The organism is Streptomyces sp. PKU-EA00015 (assembly GCF_013387495.1).
Lineage (GTDB): Bacteria > Actinomycetota > Actinomycetes > Streptomycetales > Streptomycetaceae > Streptomyces.
On record NZ_JABZEE010000037.1, the window covers coordinates 23670 to 41580 of the forward strand.

General features: G+C 72.4%; 19 protein-coding genes. 12 read left to right on the forward strand and 7 right to left on the reverse strand.

Annotated features, from left to right (window positions below; all coding sequences use genetic code 11):
• The first annotated feature begins 398 nt into the window (after positions 1-398).
• On the forward strand, positions 399-1376 hold the full coding sequence (locus tag HW130_RS22520; RefSeq protein WP_177151474.1) for a glycosyltransferase family 2 protein: 978 nt from the start codon (positions 399-401) through the stop codon (positions 1374-1376).
• On the opposite strand, the gene HW130_RS22525 is transcribed toward HW130_RS22520, so the two are convergent.
• The 3 genes from HW130_RS22525 to HW130_RS22535 form a co-directional block, all read right to left on the reverse strand.
• The gene (locus HW130_RS22525; RefSeq protein WP_177151475.1) at positions 1351-2856 is read right to left on the reverse strand and encodes a DUF6056 family protein; all 1506 of its coding nucleotides are present in this window, start codon (positions 2854-2856) and stop codon (positions 1351-1353) included. The two genes, HW130_RS22520 and HW130_RS22525, sit on opposite strands and share 26 nt — an antisense overlap.
• A gap of 140 nt (positions 2857-2996) precedes the next feature.
• The gene (locus HW130_RS22530) at positions 2997-3698 is read right to left on the reverse strand and encodes a hypothetical protein (RefSeq protein WP_256356255.1); all 702 of its coding nucleotides are present in this window, start codon (positions 3696-3698) and stop codon (positions 2997-2999) included.
• The gene (locus HW130_RS22535) at positions 3695-5317 is read right to left on the reverse strand and encodes a serine/threonine-protein kinase (RefSeq protein WP_177151476.1); all 1623 of its coding nucleotides are present in this window, start codon (positions 5315-5317) and stop codon (positions 3695-3697) included. The genes HW130_RS22530 and HW130_RS22535 overlap by 4 nt, the downstream gene beginning before the upstream one ends.
• Positions 5318-5580: 263 nt before the next feature.
• Here HW130_RS22535 and HW130_RS22540 point away from each other — a divergent pair, with 263 nt between their 5' ends.
• From HW130_RS22540 to HW130_RS22555, 5 genes are all read left to right on the forward strand, one after another.
• Positions 5581-6774, forward strand: coding sequence for a S1 family peptidase (locus tag HW130_RS22540; protein ID WP_256356267.1), 1194 nt, complete (start codon positions 5581-5583; stop codon positions 6772-6774).
• A gap of 130 nt (positions 6775-6904) precedes the next feature.
• On the forward strand, positions 6905-7579 hold the full coding sequence (locus HW130_RS22545; protein WP_309140526.1) for a sugar ABC transporter permease: 675 nt from the start codon (positions 6905-6907) through the stop codon (positions 7577-7579).
• Positions 7576-7878, forward strand: a complete 303-nt coding sequence (locus HW130_RS35400) for a hypothetical protein (protein ID WP_218183861.1) — start codon at positions 7576-7578, stop codon at positions 7876-7878. The genes HW130_RS22545 and HW130_RS35400 overlap by 4 nt, the downstream gene beginning before the upstream one ends.
• Positions 7875-8150, forward strand: a complete 276-nt coding sequence (locus tag HW130_RS35405) for a hypothetical protein (RefSeq protein WP_218183862.1) — start codon at positions 7875-7877, stop codon at positions 8148-8150. Before HW130_RS35400 ends, HW130_RS35405 begins: the two co-directional genes overlap by 4 nt.
• Positions 8151-8194: 44 nt before the next feature.
• Complete coding sequence (locus HW130_RS22555; RefSeq protein ID WP_177151477.1) at positions 8195-9796, forward strand: alpha-amylase family glycosyl hydrolase; 1602 nt, start codon at positions 8195-8197, stop codon at positions 9794-9796.
• A 162-nt stretch (positions 9797-9958) separates the two neighbouring features.
• On the opposite strand, the gene HW130_RS22560 is transcribed toward HW130_RS22555, so the two are convergent.
• On the reverse strand, positions 9959-11425 hold the full coding sequence (locus HW130_RS22560) for an aminotransferase class I/II-fold pyridoxal phosphate-dependent enzyme (RefSeq protein ID WP_177151478.1): 1467 nt from the start codon (positions 11423-11425) through the stop codon (positions 9959-9961).
• A gap of 133 nt (positions 11426-11558) precedes the next feature.
• Between HW130_RS22560 and HW130_RS22565 the strand changes: the two genes are divergently transcribed.
• Entirely contained in the window at positions 11559-12080 is a 522-nt protein-coding gene (locus HW130_RS22565; RefSeq protein WP_256356256.1) for a dihydrofolate reductase family protein, read from the forward strand.
• Positions 12074-13561 carry a hypothetical protein gene (locus HW130_RS22570; protein ID WP_177151480.1) on the forward strand — a complete coding sequence of 496 codons (1488 nt, stop codon included), beginning with the start codon at positions 12074-12076 and terminating at the stop codon, positions 13559-13561. Before HW130_RS22565 ends, HW130_RS22570 begins: the two co-directional genes overlap by 7 nt.
• 127 nt (positions 13562-13688) lie before the next feature.
• Here the strand turns inward: HW130_RS22570 and HW130_RS22575 are convergent, their stop codons facing one another.
• Positions 13689-14006, reverse strand: a complete 318-nt coding sequence (locus HW130_RS22575) for a PRC-barrel domain-containing protein (RefSeq protein ID WP_177151481.1) — start codon at positions 14004-14006, stop codon at positions 13689-13691.
• Positions 14007-14181: 175 nt separating this feature from the next.
• Here HW130_RS22575 and HW130_RS22580 point away from each other — a divergent pair, with 175 nt between their 5' ends.
• Positions 14182-14568, forward strand: a complete 387-nt coding sequence (locus HW130_RS22580; RefSeq protein WP_177151482.1) for a VOC family protein — start codon at positions 14182-14184, stop codon at positions 14566-14568.
• Positions 14555-15196 carry a TetR/AcrR family transcriptional regulator gene (locus HW130_RS22585; protein WP_177151483.1) on the forward strand — a complete coding sequence of 214 codons (642 nt, stop codon included), beginning with the start codon at positions 14555-14557 and terminating at the stop codon, positions 15194-15196. Before HW130_RS22580 ends, HW130_RS22585 begins: the two co-directional genes overlap by 14 nt.
• A 32-nt stretch (positions 15197-15228) precedes the next feature.
• Here the strand turns inward: HW130_RS22585 and HW130_RS22590 are convergent, their stop codons facing one another.
• Entirely contained in the window at positions 15229-16101 is an 873-nt protein-coding gene (locus HW130_RS22590) for an LLM class flavin-dependent oxidoreductase (RefSeq protein WP_177151484.1), read from the reverse strand.
• A 226-nt stretch (positions 16102-16327) separates the two neighbouring features.
• Here HW130_RS22590 and HW130_RS22595 point away from each other — a divergent pair, with 226 nt between their 5' ends.
• Positions 16328-16543, forward strand: coding sequence for a hypothetical protein (locus HW130_RS22595; protein ID WP_177151485.1), 216 nt, complete (start codon positions 16328-16330; stop codon positions 16541-16543).
• Positions 16544-16634: 91 nt separating this feature from the next.
• Here the strand turns inward: HW130_RS22595 and HW130_RS22600 are convergent, their stop codons facing one another.
• Positions 16635-16925, reverse strand: a complete 291-nt coding sequence (locus HW130_RS22600) for a DUF6355 family natural product biosynthesis protein (protein ID WP_177151486.1) — start codon at positions 16923-16925, stop codon at positions 16635-16637.
• A 236-nt stretch (positions 16926-17161) separates the two neighbouring features.
• Here HW130_RS22600 and HW130_RS22605 point away from each other — a divergent pair, with 236 nt between their 5' ends.
• Complete coding sequence (locus HW130_RS22605) at positions 17162-17890, forward strand: SDR family NAD(P)-dependent oxidoreductase (protein ID WP_177151590.1); 729 nt, start codon at positions 17162-17164, stop codon at positions 17888-17890.
• The last annotated feature ends 21 nt before the right edge of the window (positions 17891-17911 follow it).

Here is a 17911-nt window from a genome sequence, read left to right on the forward strand (position 1 = left end):
ACTATGTCGCTTGATGGAAAGTGTATTCCGTAGATCGGAATGTCGGCGCGCGGGTCGGCTTGTCGCGGCCTGCCGCAGCGCCTCGCCGGAACGCCCCGATCCCGGGATGCCGCCCCCGGCCGCGCCGTACCGCCGTGAAGATCCTGCGCGCCGGCTGCCCACGCTGCAGCTGTCGCGGCGCCACGGTGGGCGGGCGCCGGCCCTGAGAGGCCGTCAACCCGTGCCAGGAGGCGTTCAGCCGAACGGGGCAGCTGACACCTGCCGGTGGCGGGCCGCTCCGCGCGACGAACCGGCACCGGTACGACGATGGAGGCAACCTCGGCGGGCGGACGGCCATCTTCTCCCTGTGCAACGGGCGCAATGCCGCAGCCCGCCCGCACCACAGCGCATGGAGTGAGATGACAACGGTCCATACTTCGGTCGTCGTGCCGTGCTTCAACGAGAGCGAGGTCATCGAGGAGTTCCACAAGGCCCTCGTCGTCGCTCTGGAGCCGACCGGGACGACCTTCGAGATCTGCTACGTCGACGACGGCAGCGACGACCGGACCCGGGTGCACCTCAAGGACCTGGCCGCCGCGGACGCCCGCGTGCGCTACACCTCCTTCAGCCGGAACTTCGGCAAGGAAGCCGCGATGCTCGCCGGACTGCGCATGGCACAGGGCGATGTCGTCGTCCTCATGGACGCCGATCTCCAGCACCCGCCCGAGCTGATCCCGCGGATGCTCGAACTGCACCGTCACGGCTACGACCAGGTCGTCGCCCAGCGCGACCGCACCGGCGAGGGCGTGGTCCGCACCGCGCTCAGCCAGGCGTACTACCGCCTCGTCCGCCGGTTCATGGATGTCGAAATCGTCGACGGGGCAGGCGACTTCCGGCTGCTCTCACGCCGCGCGGTCGGCGCGATCCTGTCTCTGCCGGAGTCCAACCGTTTCTCCAAGGGACTCTTCTCCTGGATCGGGTTCGACACCGTCAGCTTCACCTACACGAATGTGCAGCGCGCCGCCGGCCGGTCCAAGTGGGGCGGCCGGCGACTGCTGAACTACGGCATCGACGGCCTGCTCTCCTTCAACAGCCGCCCGCTGCGCCTCGCGATCCACACCGGCCTGTGGCTGCTGCTCTCGGCCCTCGCGTACGCGGCCTGGATCGTCGGCAACTCCCTGGTCAACGGCGTCGACACGCCCGGCTACGCCACGCTGATCACCGCGATCGTCGGGCTCGGCGGCATCCAGCTCGTCACGCTCGGGGTGATCGGCGAGTACGTGGGCCGGATCTACCACGAGGCCAAGCGGCGGCCCCACTACGTGATCCGCGAGACCGACGAGACGGTCACCGCGCAGCCCGAGGCGTCCGTCAGGGAAGCCGTTTCGAGTAAGTGACCTTCTCCAGGTGGTAGTAGTCGGCGACGCACTGCGCGGGCCACACCCGGCGCCCGTTGTTGCTGAACGGTTCCAGCATCCTCGCCACCGACACGGGCGTGTACGGGAGTTCCGTCTCGCCCCGCGCGGCGCCCGCACGCAGCGAGCGGTCCTGGCGGTCCCACCGCTCGGCCCGCACCTGCATGTCGTGGCCGAGGGAGACGAGGGGGGCCACGAGCCCGAGCACGGCCGCGGCGCACAGCGCCGCGGCCGTCGCCCTCGCGGCGCCCGGACGGTAGCGCCGCAGCCTGCGGCCGAGGACTGCGCCCGCGGTCACCAGCAGCACGATGTACAGCAGCAGATAGTCGTTCCAGGTCCGCTCCGTGGTCACGACCTGCGCTCCGAACACCGGATAGGTGATGACGGTGCACAGGTATCCCGAGACCAGGAACGCGAGCGCGCCCAGCGCGAGGAGCGGCAGCGGCCGCCGGGGGAGGAGGAACGACGGCCGGTCGGACCGGTGGCTGCGTGCCACGAGTCCCAGCAGTACGCCCGCGGCCACCGCGCCCACGTACTGCCAGGTCGAGAACACCGTGGCCAGGATGTGCGCGAAGCCGCGCAGGGAGCCCAGCAGCGATTCGGGGGCCAGCATGGACGTGCTCTCGGCGCCGTACCGCTCACGCCGGTTGCGGGACCCCGGCGACGTCACCAGCAGCAGCGTGCCGACGCCGACACCGGCGATGCCCGCGAGCGACCAGAGGCGGGCGAACCGCCGTGCGCCGGGCGTGAAGAGGCGCGGGGCGAGCAGAACGGCGCCGGACAGCACGACCAGGGCGACGACGGACGCCTCCTCCGACAGCGTTCCCATGAACACGCCGGCGACCGCCACCGTCACCACGGCGGAGACACGCCCGGCGCGGCTCCGGGCCCGCAGCAGCGGCAGCGCGGCGGCGCACGCCAGGACCGGCGCCACGGTGTGCGAGACGGACGCGGCGGGCCAGTAGAACGTCTTGTACGTGTTCGGCGTGGCGAACAGGAACACCGCCATGACCATGGCGGCCACGAGCAGCGGCACCCCGCGCGGCACGGACTGGCCCGTCCTGCGCAGCACCTGCGCGATCAGGGCCCACAGCAGCCCCAGCATCAGGACGCCGCTGACCAGGCCGAACCACTGGTGCCCTGCGACGGGGAACTTGGCGTACAGCCCCACCATCAGGCCGTTGCCGAGACGCCCGTTGTCGGTGTACCAGAACTTGCCGATCAGGCCCGAGACGCCGTGATCGCGGACCACGGGGAGGAAGCACCACTCGTCGGCGCTGGGCCGCACATGGCGTCCGAACCACGATGCCAGCCCGAGCAGACCGAGCGGCAGCGCGGCCAGGGCGAACGGCCAGGCGGCCCACCAGGACGCCCACGCACCCCGAGGGCCGTTCCGCCGCTCCGGAGCGCCGAGCCCGCCCGGTTCCCGCGCGACGGTGACGCCGGATGCGTCGACGGCCATATCATCCCTGCCCTTCGGAAAACTGATGGTCCGGCATCCAAGAGGTGAATCCCGGGTACACCGTTCCATCTTCCGCCGGGCAAGATCGGCGGGCCGCCACCCCAGGCCCGGCCAGGCGTCGAGCCGGGTCCGCCGCCGGCTCAGCGGCAGGCGTACACGAACCGCGCCGACGCCGTGTGCCGTGACGGCGAGACGATGCGCAGCTCGGCGCGCGCCCGGTACTCGCCGCGGCCGTGGAAGGTCCACAGCAGGTGCAGCGTCGCCTGCTTCTGACCTCGCGCCACCTTCTCGTGGAGGGGCTGCGACGCCGTGCCGTCGCTGCGCACCCAGCGGTAGGTGAGGGTGCCGGGCCTGCCGTCGGTCCTCACCACGCCCACGACATCGGCGGTGCCGTCGCAGCCGGGCCCCTCGGCCGGCGTCCGGACGGCGACACCGCGTACGCCGACACCGGGACCGTACTGCCAGGCCAGGAACGCGAGCACGGCCAGCAGCACGACGGCGAACGGCACCCAGCCGCGGAGCCGGCGGCCGTGGCGGCGCGCACGGCCACCGGCCGGTGGCCGACCGGCGAGGGTGCCGTGCCACACGTCGACGGCCGTCGCGGCGTCGCCGGCGCGCCGTACGGCCGCGGTCACCCCGGGCCCGAACCGCAGGACGTCGCCCTCGATCCGGTCCGGCGCGGCGTCCGCCGTCCGGCGGCCGAGCACGGCGGTGGGTGTGCCGGGGGCGTCCTGACTCTCCGGGCGCGTGAACCAGTGGCTGCCGAGGACGGTTGCGCTGTACTCGTCGGCTCCGGCGCCGTCCTGCCCCTCGCCGGAGCAGGGGCCGAGCTGACCGTTCATGCGACCGGGCACCCCCTTCCGGTCAGGAGCTGCCGGGTGGACGTGCCGTTCGCGGCACCCGGGTCCGTGGACGCCTGGACACCCCAGTAGCAGCCCTGGCCCTGGAAGGTGTGGGTGAGCGGGAGGGTGTACCGCGTGGCGCCGCTGCGCTCGAACGTCTGCGAGCCGTCCGGCGCGCCGGGCTGCCCCTTGGTGTCGCCGGTGTACCAGGACACGACGATCGTGACCGGACCCGTGCCGTCCGTGGCGACGTCGACGGAGGCGGCTCCGGTCGCCGTGCCGGTCTGGCGGAAGCTCGTGACGGAGACGGACCGCACCGCCACCGGGGCGGGCGTCGGCGTCGTCGGCTCGGGGGACGGCTCCGTGGACGGTTCGGTGGTCGGCCACGTGGTGGGCCCGGCCGTCATCGGCGGGGCACTCGTCGTGGGGGAGCCGGTGGGCTCGGGCGCGGGGCTCCCCGAGGGGGACGGCGAGGACGTCGCGGCCGGCGGCGACGGTGCCGGACCGACGGACCCCTCGGGCCCCGGGGCCGGCGTATCGATCGCGCTGGGAAGCGCGCTCGTGGTGGCCACGGCCTCGGCGGCGGCCCGACCTCCCGCGTCGGTGCCCGACCGTGCGGCGACGACGACGAGGGCGGCGACCACGACGGCGACGATCCCTGCAAGCACCCGGCGCAGGCCGGGAGTCAGCCACCCGCCCGGCCCGGCGCCGAGGGAGGTCGTCGCCACCGCGGTGGTCCCGGCCCCGCTGCCCCCGGCCGACGGGAACAGCAGAGGCAGCAGCGCGGCGAGCGCCGCCAGCCGGCGCCGTCCGCGCTCCTCCCAGCCGGGCCCGTACGCAGCCCCGGCGATCTCGTCCAGCTCGGCCACGAACGCCGTCGCGTTCTGCGGACGGTCCTCGGGCGCCTTCGCGAGCCCCCGCCGGATCAGCGGCCTGACTGCCTCGGGCGTGTCGTCCTCGGGGACCGGCGCGCCGATGTGCTGAAGGGCCAGCTCGGCGAAGTTCTCGCCGGTGTAGGGCTTACGGCCGGTCAGGCACTCGTAGAAGGTCGCGGTCGCCGCGTAGACGTCGGCCGCGGGCGAGGCCGGCTCACCGTGCCACTGCTCCGGCGCCATGTACGCCGGAGTACCCGCCACGCCGGGGGTACTGCCACGGCCCGCCGAGATGCCGAAGTCCACCAGCCTGGACGTGCCGTCGGCCGAGACCAGCACGTTCTCCGGCTTGTAGTCACGGTGCACGACACCGGCGCCGTGGGCGGCGGCGAGTCCGAGAAGGGAGCCCTTGAGCACCACCAGGGCCGCCTCCGGACCGGTCGCTCCCTCGCGGGCGAGCAGCGACCGCAGGGCGATTCCGTCGATCAGCTCCATCACGATCGCGGCACCGTGCGGCGCCTCGACGTATTCGTAGAGCCGCACGACATACGGCGAGTCCAGCGCGCCGAGCACTCGCGCCTCTGCCCGGAACTCGCGGACGAAAGCCGCGTCGCCGCGCAGCCGTTCTCCCAGGTACTTCACGGCGACCGGCACGCCGGTGGCGTCATGGACGGCGAGGACGACACGTCCGCCGGCCCCCGATCCGAGCTCCCGGGACTCGGTGTATCCCGGCACCGACCAGCTCATCTCGTCCCCCTGTCTGGCTGACGTCCCGCCGGGGCCGTTGACGTCGGCTCCGGCTCACGGACTGTCCTCAGCACAGACACATTTCCCTCACGGCTGGTTCCCGCAGGGATCAGGACAATTACCGCTTCAGTCAGCGCTTGGCATGGACCTGCCTGACTGCCTCGGGTTAGGCTCCGCCCCGAGCGCCTCTGAGAGCGCTCTCACCACGACCTGTTCCTCCCCACCCTGCCGGAACCAGTGAAAGGTCGAACGCCGTGAGACGCATGAAAGCCATGTGTGCCGGATCCAGCCGCAGCCGAGGTACGTGCGCGACGACGGTCGTACGCACCGGCCTCGCCGCACTCCTCGCCCTCGGAGCATGGGCGTCGGCCGGTGCGGGCCCCGCGTCCGCCACGGCGCAGGAGCCCGTCCCCTCCGCCGACGCACCGGCGTCGGCGGGTCTGCTCCATGGGATGCAGAAGGACCTGGGGCTCACCGAGAGCCAGGCGCGGGAGCGACTCGCGGCCGAGCGGGCCGCCGTCGCGATCGAACCGAAGGCGCGCCGTGCCGCTCAGGGCGCGTACGGCGGTTCCTGGTTCGACGCGGACAGCGGACGCCTGACCGTCGCCGTGGCCGACGCCCGCAGGGCAGCCGCCGTACGGGCCACGGGCGCGGCCGTCCGGCTCGTCGAGCACAGCGCGAGCCGGCTCGACGCGGCCAAGCAGGCGATCGACACGCTGGACGCTCCCCGCGGAGTCGGCAGTTGGCACGTCGATCCCGCGGCCAACCGGATCGTGGTGAACGTCGTCCGCGCCGAGCGCTCGGACAACGATGTCGAAGCATTCCTCGACCGTGCCCGCCGAGCCGGTCCGGTCCTGGTGAGGGAGGTGGCCGAGGCGCCGCGGACCTTCGCGGCGGGCACGGTCGGCGGCGATCCCTACTACACGGGCAACGTCCGCTGCTCGATCGGGTTCTCGGTGCACGGCGGCTTCGTGACGGCCGGCCACTGCGGGCGGCCGGGCGCGGCCGTACGCGGGTGGGACGGCTCGCACATCGGCACGTTCCAGGGGTCGTCGTTCCCGGACAACGACTACGCGTGGGTGAACGTCGGCAGCGGCTGGTGGACCGTGCCCGTGGTCCTGGGCTGGGGCACGGTGCCCGACCGGTTGGTGCGCGGCTCGGCCGAGGCGCCCGTCGGCGCCTCGATCTGCCGCTCGGGCTCCACGACGCACTGGCACTGCGGCAGCGTTCTCGCCAAGAACGAGACCGTCAACTACAGCCAGGGTGCGGTCCATCAGATGACGAAGACCAGCGTGTGCGCCGAACCGGGCGATTCCGGGGGATCGTTCATCAGCGGCGACCAGGCGCAGGGCGTCACATCCGGCGGCTGGGGCAACTGCAGTGGCGGCGGACAGACCTGGTACCAGCCGGTCAACGAGATCCTGGCCCGCTACGGACTGAGGCTGCACACCGCCTGATCGGTACAGCGCCGCCGACCGGCGGCGGACATGCTGCCGCTCCTCAGGGAGCGGCAGCATTTTTCCGACCGGCGACAACTACGCCGAACTGTTCGCCTCCGAACGCTGGCGCCACGCCCTGCTGTTCACCGTGCTCTGCACCCTCGGCACCGTCTTCGCCGAAGTCGTCCTCGGCACCGTCGTCGCGCTCGTCCTGGAGCGGCTGACCGACGGCCGGGGCTGGACGATGGCGCTGCTCCTGCTGCCGTGGGCGATGATCACCGTCGTGTCGGCGCAGCTGTGGGCGTACGTCTACAACGGGGTGTACGGCGTCCTGTCGTACGCCGTGGAAGCCGTCACCGGCGGCCAGGTCGACATTCTGGGCACACCGGTGTCCGCCGTGCCGGCGATGAGCGTCGCCGACATCTGGAAGACCACCCCGTTCGTCGCGATCATCGTGCTCGCGGGGCTGGTCATGCTGCCGGGCGACATCACCGAGGCGGCCCGGATGGACGGCGCGAACGCGTGGACGATCTTCTGGCGCGTCCGGCTCCCGCTGCTGCGGCCCATCCTCGCGATCGCCGTCCTCTTCCGCATCCTCCAGGCCTTCGGCATCTTCGACCTGCCGTTCGTCCTGAGCGGCGGCGGACCGGGCGACGCCACGCAGTCGCTGGCGCTGCTGGGATGGCAGGTCATGTTCCAGAACCTCAGTTTCGGCCCCGGAGCCGCCGTCGCCGCCTCCACAGCGGCGCTCGTATTCGCCGGCTGCCTCGTCTTCCTGCGGGCCTTCCGCACCCAGGTCGGCGAAGCGGAGGAGACCGCATGAACACGATCCGACGCCGCCCGCGGCCGACCTGGACGCATGCCGCGGCCCTGGTGATCGCCGCCTTCGTGGCGGCCCCGCTGGACTGGATGTTCGCCGGGTCGGTGAAGTCCCGCACGGAGATCGCCGCCGACCCGCCGACGCCGTGGCCGCGGGACCTGACGTGGGAGAACTACGAAGAGGCGTTCGGCCGCTACCACTTCGGCACCTACATGGCCAATTCGGTGATCGTGTCCGTGATCGCCACCGTGATGGTCCTGGCCCTCGCCACGTTCGCCCGGTCCGTACCGTCGTCTCGGTGATCCTGCCGCAGGCCACGCCGGGCGTGTTCACGGCCGGCGTGTTCACCTTCACGGCGTGCTGGACGGAGTTCCTGATAGCCGTCACGCTGAACAGTGCCGACGCCTACCGCACGATCCCCGTCGGCATGGCCCTGTTCGGCGACCAGTACGACGTCCTCTACGGCACGATCTTCGCCGCCGCGACCGTATCCGTCCTGCCCATCGCCCTGTTGGTCCTCGTCTTCCGCAAGGCCGTCGTGTCCGGCCTGACCTCCGGCGCCGTCAAGGGCTGACCCGGCCACGGCACACCGCTGCAACGAAAGGCTGCACCCTCTCCATGACCACGTTCCGACCCGCCCCCGCCTGGCTGGCCGACGCCGTCTTCTACCAGATCTACCCGCAGAGCTTCGCCGACTCGAACGGCGACGGCATCGGCGACTTCAACGGCATCACCGACCGTCTCGACCACCTCGCCTGGCTGGGCGTGAACACGGTCTGGCTCAACCCGTGCTTCTCCTCGCCCTTCCGCGACGCGGGCTACGACATCGACGACTACCTCGCCCTCGCCCCCCGCTACGGAACCGACGACGACCTCGCCCGGCTCGTGGCCGAGGCGGCCCGCCGGGGCATCCGGGTCCTGCTCGACCTCGTCGCCGGGCACACCTCGGACCGCCACCCCTGGTTCCTCGCGTCGGCCGACGACCCCGCCGACCACCGCTACATCTGGACCGACGGCGACCGCCCCGAAGGATTCGTCGCCTCCCCGGGCCGCCGCCCGGGCGTGTACCTGCCCAACTTCTTCGATTCCCAGCCGGCCCTCAACTTCGGCTACGCGCGCCGTGACCCGGCCGAACCATGGCGGCAGAGCCCCGACGCCGAAGGGCCGCGCGCCAACCGGCAGGCGCTGCGCGACGTCATGGACCACTGGCTGCGGCTCGGCCTCGCCGGTTTCCGCGTCGACATGGCCGCCTCGCTCGTCAAGGACGACCCGGACAAGCGGGAGACCGCCGCGATCTGGACGGAGCTGCGGCAGTGGCTCGACCGCACCCATCCCGAGGCCGTGCTGCTGTCCGAGTGGGGCGATCCCGCCGTCTCCGTACCGGCGGGCTTCCACGCGGACTTCTTCCTCCAGTTCGGCGGACCGACCAACGGCCGCCCCCTGCGCTCCCTGTGGAACAACCGCACCGGCACCGACAACGACGACTGGGACCCCGTCGACTGTTTCTTCGACCCCGAGGGCAAGGGGACACCCGCCCACTTCGTCGAGGCATGGCAGTCGGCCGTGGAGGCCATCGGCGACAACGGCTTCACCGCCCTGCCCACGGCCAACCACGACTTCTCCCGCCTCAACTGCGGCCCGCGCACTCCCGAGCAGCTCCCGGCGGCCTTCGCCTTCCAGCTCACCTGGCCCACCCTCCCCGCCGTCTACTACGGCGACGAGATCGGCATGCGCTTCGTCCCCGACCTGCCCGACAAGGAGGGCAGCGTCCTCGGCCCGCGCTACAACCGCGCCGGCTCCCGCACCCCCATGCAGTGGGACGACACCGAGAACGCCGGCTTCTCCACCGCACCGGCCGACGCGCTCTACCTGCCCCTCGACCCGGACCCCGCCCGCCCCTCAGTCGCCTCCCAGCGCGCCGACGACGCCTCGCTGCTGAACCTGGTCCGCCGCCTGATCGCGCTGCGCCGCGGCTCACCGGAGCTCGGTCCCTCCGGTTCGGTGGAGATCCTGCACACCGGCTACCCGTTCGTCCACGTACGCGGCGGCCGGTACCTCGTGATCGTCAACCCCGGCGCGGCCCCGGCGAAGATCACGGTCGACGAGTCCCGTACCGCGGGCGCCCGCCCGTTGGAGGCGCAGGGCATCCGCATCACGGACGGCACGATCACTGCGGAAGGCTTCGCGTACGGCGTGTACAGTCTCGCGCCCGGGTCCTGAGCCGTCCGGCCCGCGCCGGTTCGTCCCGCGCGGGCCGGCGGCCCGGCCGCCGGACCGAGCAGCGTGCCGACGTGCGTCGACCGCGGCCACGGGAAGCCCTTCCGGATCCCGGACAGCAACGCGCCGCAGCCGAGGGGCTTGCGGACACGGCAGAGGGCCGCGTCACGCCGCCACGACCCGCAGGCTCTCCATCGACGGGTCCGCGGCGTCGGGGACCAGCAGCCCGGCGGCTGCACCGCTGCGCAGATAGTCCAGCACCTCGGCCGTGATGAGCTCACCCGGAGCCACGGCCGGGACACCGGGCGGGTAGGGACTGATCATCTCCGCCGCGATCCGCCCCACCGCCTGCGAGGCGGGAACCTGTTCGGCGGGGCCGAAGAACGCCGTGCGCGGCAGCACGACCTGCTCCAGCTCCAGAGCACCCGGCGGCGGCAGAGCCACCGGGGGCCCGCCGTCGACGGCACCGGCCCCGGCGGCCTCGGCCAGCCGCTTCAGCGAGTCGAGGAACAGCTCCTCGGTCCGGTCGTCGTCGGCATGCGTGATCACGCCGCTGACCCGGCAGGTGTCGGAGGACCCCATGTCCACACGGCAGTTGGTGCGCAGCCACTCGGCGGCGCGCATGCCGCTGATGCCCAGCTCCCGCACGTCCACCACGATCTTGAGCAGATCGAGGTCGGCCGCGAGGCCCGACTCCACGACCTCGGGGCCCATCAGCCGCAGACCGGGCACGGCGGCCACCGCCTCCCGCAGACGCCGGGCGCGGCGCAGAGCGCCGTCGATGAGTTCGTGGCCCTGTTCCACCATCTGCCGCCGCCAGCCGTCCAGGGTCGCGTAGACCAGGGACGAGGCGCTCGTCGTGCCGAGAAGGTCCTCGCGCTGCTTGAGCGCGTCGGCCGACACGCGATCGCCCTGGAGGTGGAACACCGAACTCTGCTCCACGGCGCTGCCCATCTTGTGCACGCTCGTGACGACGAGGTCGGCGTCGGCGTCCATGCCCCAGGCCGGCAGGCCGTCGTGGAACGGCAGGTGCGCGCCCCACGCCTCGTCGACGATGAGCGGCACGTCCTGGGCGTGGCAGACCTTGGCCACGCCCGCGATGTCCGCGCAGGACCCCCAGTCGGTCGGCGTGATCAGCAGCATGCCCTTGGCCTCGGGGTGCTCCGCCAGGGCCTGCCGCACGTCGTCCGGCTCCGGCGGGTGCGCGAGGTGCCGCTCGGCGTCGAAGGCGGGGTGCACCCACACGGGTTCGACGCCGCTGACGATGACCGCCGCGATCACGGACTTGTGGGCGTTGCGGGACACCAGGAGCTTCTCGCCGGGCCCGGCGACGGCCAGCATCGACGACTTGACCGACAGGGAACTGCCGCACGTGGAGAAGAACGCCCGCTCGGCGCCCACCGCGTCCGCCATCAACTCCTGCGCCTGGTCCAGAACGCCCTGGGACTCGCGGCGGTCGTCGAGCCCGTTGAGGGACAGGACGTCCGAACGGAACACGCCCTCGCCCATCACCTCCAGCACCCGGGGGTCGACGCCTCGGCCCTGGCGGTGTCCGGGCGGTCCGTAGACGGTGTCCCCGCGCCGGTGGAAATCCGCCAGGGCTTCGAGAACGGGCACACGGGAGTGGTCCATGGTGCGGCTCCTGGTCTCACGTCGGCGTACGGCGGTACGACTGCACGAAACGGGTTGCCGTCAGGGGGAATCTCAAACCGGCGTCGTCGCGCGTGGGGCGCGGGAGTCGGGAGGACTCCTGCGGGACGATGCCATGCGGGAATGGTTCGACGCCACCGGCGCCGTCGTCATGGGCCGCCTCATGTACGACACCGGGGAGAAGCCGTGGGGCGACAATCCGCCCTTCCGGGCACCGGTGTTCGTGCTCACCCATCGCCCCGCCCCGGCCCTGGTCAAGCAGGGAGGCACCAGCTGCACGTTCGTGACCGACGGGATCCACAGCGCGCCGGAGCAGGCGAAGGCGGCGGCCGGCGGCCGCAACGTCGACATCGCGGGCGGCGCACGCACCGTTCAGCAGTTCCTGCGGGCAGGTCTCGTCGACGAGCTCCAACTGCACGTGATTCCGGTGCTGTTGGGCGGCGGCCTGCGTCTGTTCGACCACATCGGTCCGGAGCAGAGGAAGCTGGAGGTGATCAGGGTCGTCGACACGCCGCGCGCGACGCACCTCAAGTACCGGGTGCTCGACTGGACAGCCATGTTCCGGCCGGGTCGGCCGGCCCGATGTGCGCCGCTTGGCCAGAACGTCCGGACAGCGGCTACGGTGCTGAGGTGGTGATCACTGGGGAGAACTCGGCGCCGGGTACCGCGTTGCTGCTGGCAGCGGCCCCGGCCGGCAAAGGCCGACTTGTGGACGCGGCGTCGGTGCTGCCCGCGCTCGCCGCCGTACCCGCCTCTGTGCTGACCGGTACGACGGGCGCGGCGGCGACCGTGATCGAGCTCGCCGACCCGCTCGATCCGCAGACCGTGCTGACCCGCATCCGGGCGGCGGCCGCGGCTCCGGGGCCGCTGTTCCTCTACCTCGCGGGGCAGCTGCACGTCGACCGCAAGCAGCAGCTGCTGCATTTCGCGCTCGCCCGCACGACCCCGGCGACCGTGCGGTACACGGCGCTGCCGTGGCACTGGCTGGCCGGGGAACTCAGGACCCGCCGGCCGGGAACGACCACGGTGGTCGTCGACCTGGTCGCGGACGGCGAGGCATGGCAGCAGGTGCGAGAGGGTCGCGCCGGGCTCGGACCGGGCACGTTGCTGTACGGCAGGATCGCACCGGCTCCGGGCCGCCGCACCGTCGTGCCGCCGGCGTACCTGAAGGCGGTGGCCACGATCTGGCGCAGCGGCGCGCGGCCGCCCTTCGCGCAGCTGCACGAGCAGGCCGCGTCACAGTCGGACCACCCGGCCGGCGCCCTGCTGTTCCCGCTGCTGATGCCGACGGCGACTCATGGCGCGACGGAAACGTCGCAGCGCCCCGTGGCCGTCGAGGCCCCGGCTGCCGCGCCTCCGTCGGCGGCTCAAGCGCCCGCGCCCGAGGCCGTGTTGCGCGAGCCGTCACCCGCGCCCGCGCCCGCGGCCGGGCTCCGTGACCCCCAGCCGGCCGCTCAAGCGCCCGGGGCCGTGTTGCGCGCGACAGGGCCCGCTCCTGCGCCCGGCGCGAACTCGACGCCCACCGGCGAGCCACCCGCCCCCGCGGCCGTGCCCGCCCCGGTGCCGCTGCCCGCCGCCCAGCCACCCGCGACGCCCGCGGCCGAGACGCGCACGACCCCGTCACCTGCACTCGCACCCGCACAGCCGCCCACGCCCTCGGCCACCCCTCCCTCGGCCGCAACCGGCGTGCCCCACGACGCCGACGGGGATCCGCATCCGGTGATCCTCGCCGCGGCACGCGCCGGGCGGCACACCGAGGCCGCCGCTGCCGCGGCCGCATGTGAGGGCGAGGCCCTGCGGGTGTACGGACCCGGTTCGGTGCAGGCACTGCACTGGCTCGAGGTACGGGCCGACCTCGCCCGCCTCGCCCGTGATCCCGCCCGCAGCTGCGAGTTGTGGATGGCGGTGGCCGACGCCCGGCTGCGACGGCAGCAGACCGCAGACGACCCCGACGTCGAGGGGGCCGTCGACCGCGCGCACCATCAGTGGGAACAGGTCCGCGACGCCGCGCGGGCGCGTCGGCTCGCGCCGGAACTCGTGCGGTTGCGCCGTCGCGTACCGGGCCGTCAGCGCGGCGCACTGCAGTTGCTCCAGCGCAGGCTGGAGCAACTGCAGTAAGGATGGTGGGCCCGCTCCTCGTACGGCGTCCGGCCGCCCCTCCGCGCCCGGGCCGTCCTGTCGGAGGTGCGTGTCGTACCGGTCCCCGGCCTGCCCTTGTCGGGACGGTTCGCTGCCAGGCGGCGTCTCAGCCGATGCTGTAGTGCCGGTACAGGCGCTCCTCCTCCTGGCGGGAAAGGTGCCCACGGGCGTCCACGTCGACGTCGGGGGCTTCCTTGATCTTGTTCTTGGGGTAGGGCACCTCGAGATGGTCCTCGACCATCGTGGCGTCCCGGATGGGCACGAACGACTCGCTGGTCCCGAACAGGCCGGTCTGCACGCTGACCCAGTCCGGCTGTCCCGTGGCGTCGTCGACGAAGACGTCTTTCGCGTTGCCGACCTTGTGGCCCTCGGCGTCGTACACGGGGTGATCCAGCACTTGGGGGATCTGCTCTCGAGTGATCACTCTCTTCCTCCCTTTCCACGACGTCCCTCCGGCGGCGGGTAGCCGGATGCTAAACCACTAAACAGTCATGAAAGGGGTGAATTGATCAGCAGAGCGGCGGGACCGCGGCCCTTTCCGTGCGATGCCGAGCCTGTTACGATCCGTTGCGGGACGGAATGAAAACAGGGGAGTCAGGATGCGAGTCAAGGATTTCGACCACCTCGTGCTCAACGTCCAGGACGTCGAGCGCGCGCTGGAGTTCTACTGCGGACCGCTCGGGCTGGAGCCGGTCAGGGTCGAGGAGTGGCGCGACGGCAAGGCGCCCTTCCCCTCGGCGCGGATCAGCCCGACCGCCATCATCGACCTGGTCAGCCGGCCCCGGGGCGAGTCCAACGTCGACCACATCTGCCTCGTCGTCGATCCGCTCGACTGGCAGGAGGTCGTCGACTCCGGCCGGTTCACCGTTCTCGAAGGCCCGGTCGACCGCTACGGCGCCCGTGGCAGCGCGCAGTCGATATACGTGCAGGACCCGGACGGCAACACGGTCGAACTGCGCTGGTACCCGCAGGATGCCGCGGACTGAGCCCCGCCGGGGGCGGCCCCGGGACCCGGCGATCGACACCGCCGTACTCTCCGCGACCCTCGACGTATTGCGTGAGCAGGGGTACGCGGGATTCGCCTTGGAGCGGGTCGCCGCCAGGGCGGGCACGACGAAGCCGTCGATCCGGCGCCGGTGGCCGGTGCGGCAGGACCTCGTCATCGACGCCCTCGGTTCGGTCCTCGTCACGCCCCCGGTCCCGGACAACGGCTGCACCCGCTGCGATCTCACCGAGAGCGTGAGGCTGCTCGCCGAGGCGCTGCACGACCGGCTCCCGCCCGGCGTCCTCGCCCCGCTCCTGGCCGACTGCGCGCGCGACCCGGCGCTTCACCGCCGCCTGATCGAGACCGTCGTGCAGCCCAGCAGGCGAGCCGCGGCGGTCGCCGTGCGGCGCGCGGTCGACCGCGGCGATCTGCACGACGACGTCGATCCCGAGCTGCTCGTCGACCTGCTCGCGTCGACGGTCTACCAACGGGCGCTGCTTGGTGACGGGCCGATCGGCGAGACGTCCGCACGCCCGCTGGTGGACCTGCTGCTGCGCGGGGTCGCCGTCGACTTCGACCGGCTGGTGCGGATCAGCAGGCAGCCCCCCGGCGCCCGGCACAGCCACTGACCCCAGGACCCCGAAGGCGGCCCCGGCCGGCGTCACGGCACGAGCGGACGGACCTCCTCCGCGGCGAACCGTACGAAGCCCTCCGGGTCCGGCTCGTCGGCGGTCGGCTGCAGCACCACTGTGTCGGCCCCGGCGTCCACGAGCCGCTGAACGGCCTTGGCCACCGCCCCAGCGTCCCCGGCGACACCCAGCTCGGACACCGACTCGCCCCGGGGACCGGCCAGTTCGCCCCGCAGCCGGTCGGCGGCCCCGGGGCCGGTCGCGGTGTGGAGGTAGACGACCACGGGGTGGGGCCCGGTGCGTTGGCCCTCGGCCCTCCCCTCGTCGATGAGTTCCCGGGCCCGGCGCACGCCGTCGGCCGGCACGCTCGCGTCCAGGACCGTCCCGTCGGCGGCTTCGCCCGACAACCGCAGCGACTTGGGCCCGCGGGCTCCTGCGAGCACCGGCGGCGCGGCAGGCGGCGGCCAGTCCAGGGCGACGCCGTCGAGCTTCACGTAACGGCCCTCCACCGTCAGCCGTTCGCCGCCCAACAGGGCGCGCGTCGCCAGCAGATGCTCGCGCAGCAGCGTGAGGGGTGACTCGACCCGCGCACCGACCTGGCCCATCCAGTCCTGCACGCCGTGCCCGAGCGCCAGCTTGATGCGCCCGGGGAAGAGGCGCAGAAGCGTGGCGGCCTCCATCGAGGTCAGCGCCGCGTTGCGCAACGGGACCGGAAGCAGGCCCACGCCCACGCACAACCGCTCCGTCCAGGCGAGGGCTGCCGCCGCGGTGGCGATGCCGCTCTCGAGGAAGCAGTCCTCCCAGAGCCACAGCTCCTCCAGGCCTGCCGCGTCGGCCGCACGGGCCATGCCACGGAGCCGTTCAGGAGGCAACTGCGGCCGGAACACCACGCCGAGAGCAGTCATGAGCCTTTCCTGCCCATCTGTTCCGGAGCCCACAAGGCCAGTCGGCCCTCCAGCCCGCAGGGCAGTGACAACCGGACTCCGGCGGAGGGGGTCCGGGGGTGCGTGATTCTGACCGCTGGGTCCGGAACAGCATGTCGGACCTGCTCATTTTTGGGTGGACATGCGAGCGATGTCGGGTCGTGCGAGGCTGAACGCGCCCAGATTCCCCACCTCGAAGGAGAGACTGATGGGTATCAAGGACCAGTTCCAGGACAAGGCCGAACAGCTCAAGGACGAGGCGAAGAGGCGCATGGACGACGCCAAGTCGCGCGGCCGGCAGTCCCAGGAGCGCGGCCGGCAGCAGTCCGAGGAGCGCGGCCGGCAGGAGCGGGAGCGCGGCCGGCAGGGCCGTGAACCGCGCCAGGAGATGCTGGACGAGGACGAGGACCGCTACCGGAGCTGATCCGGGCCGTCACGTCACAGGAAGGGGCGCACCCTGTCCGGGGTGCGCCCCTTCACCTGCGCCGCGGCGCGTACAAAACAGGGCAGCCGGATCAGCAGGTGCGGCCCGTGTAGAACGCTCCGTCGATCGTGCTCGAAGCGCCCAGCCAGGTGCCGCCGGGCCCCACGCACCACTCGTAGTTCGGCCCCCACACCTCGACCTCGATGATCACGCGCGAGCCGTCGCCCGTGCAGTGGTTGTAGAAGGCGTCGCTCGACGTCTCGTAGAACCCGCACGGATTCATGGCGGCGACCGAGGGCGAAGCGGCGGCCGGGACACCGGACATGCCGAGCACGAGGGTCACGGCGCCGACGACGGCGGACAGGGAGCGGCGAAGGCTCATGCAGAACTCCTGGGTGAGATCGAGATGCCCCGTGGCGGGGCTCCTGATCAAGGAGCATCCATGACCGTTCCCGCTGTGAGGCCCGGTTCCGCCCGTGCGGAGCGCATGGTTCACGCGGACGGACGGCACGTCGGCCCGCCCGGGGTCGCGTCACCGCCCGGCCGTGGGGCCCGGCAGAGGGCCGCGGATCCCCAACTACAGTCGTGGAGCAGCCCGATCGCATCCCGGAGGCTCCGTTGACCCAGCACCTCACCGTCGTCACCGGCGGCAGCCGCGGCATCGGCGCCGCGATCTGCGAACGCCTCGCCGCCGAAGGCCACGACGTGGTTGTCGGCTACCGGTCCGGCGAAGACGCCGCGCTGACCGTCGTCAAGGCGGTCAACGACGCCGGAAGGCGCGCGCTCGCCGTCCCCGTGGACACCGCCGACGAGACGTCCGTGGACCGGCTGTTCGACCGTGCCGCCGAACTGGGCGCGGTCACCGGCCTCGTCAACAACGCCGGTATCAGCGGCCCCAACGGCCGTCTTTCCGACGCCGATGCGGAGGGCATGCGCCGCGCCCTGGACGTCAACGTGCTCGGCTATCTGCTCTGTGCGCGCCGCGCGGTGCGGGACATGACCGGGTTTGGCGGTGGGGCCATCGTGAACATCTCCTCGGCGGCCGCCACCCTCGGCAGCCCCGGCCAGTACGTGCACTACGCCGCGACCAAGGCCGCGGTCGACGCCATGACGGTGGGCCTGGCCAAGGAGGTCGCCGCCGACGGCGTACGCGTCAACTGCGTGGCGCCCGGCGTCATCTGGACCGAGTTCCATGAGGATCCGCAGCGCCCCGCCAAGCTGGCGGGCACGATTCCGCTCGGCCGGGCGGGACGGCCCGAGGAGATCGCCGGATCGGTCGCCTGGCTGCTCTCCGAGGACGCGTCCTTCACCACGGGCGCCGTGCTGCGTGTGGCCGGCGGCATGTAGGTACGCCGTCGCGCGCGGTTC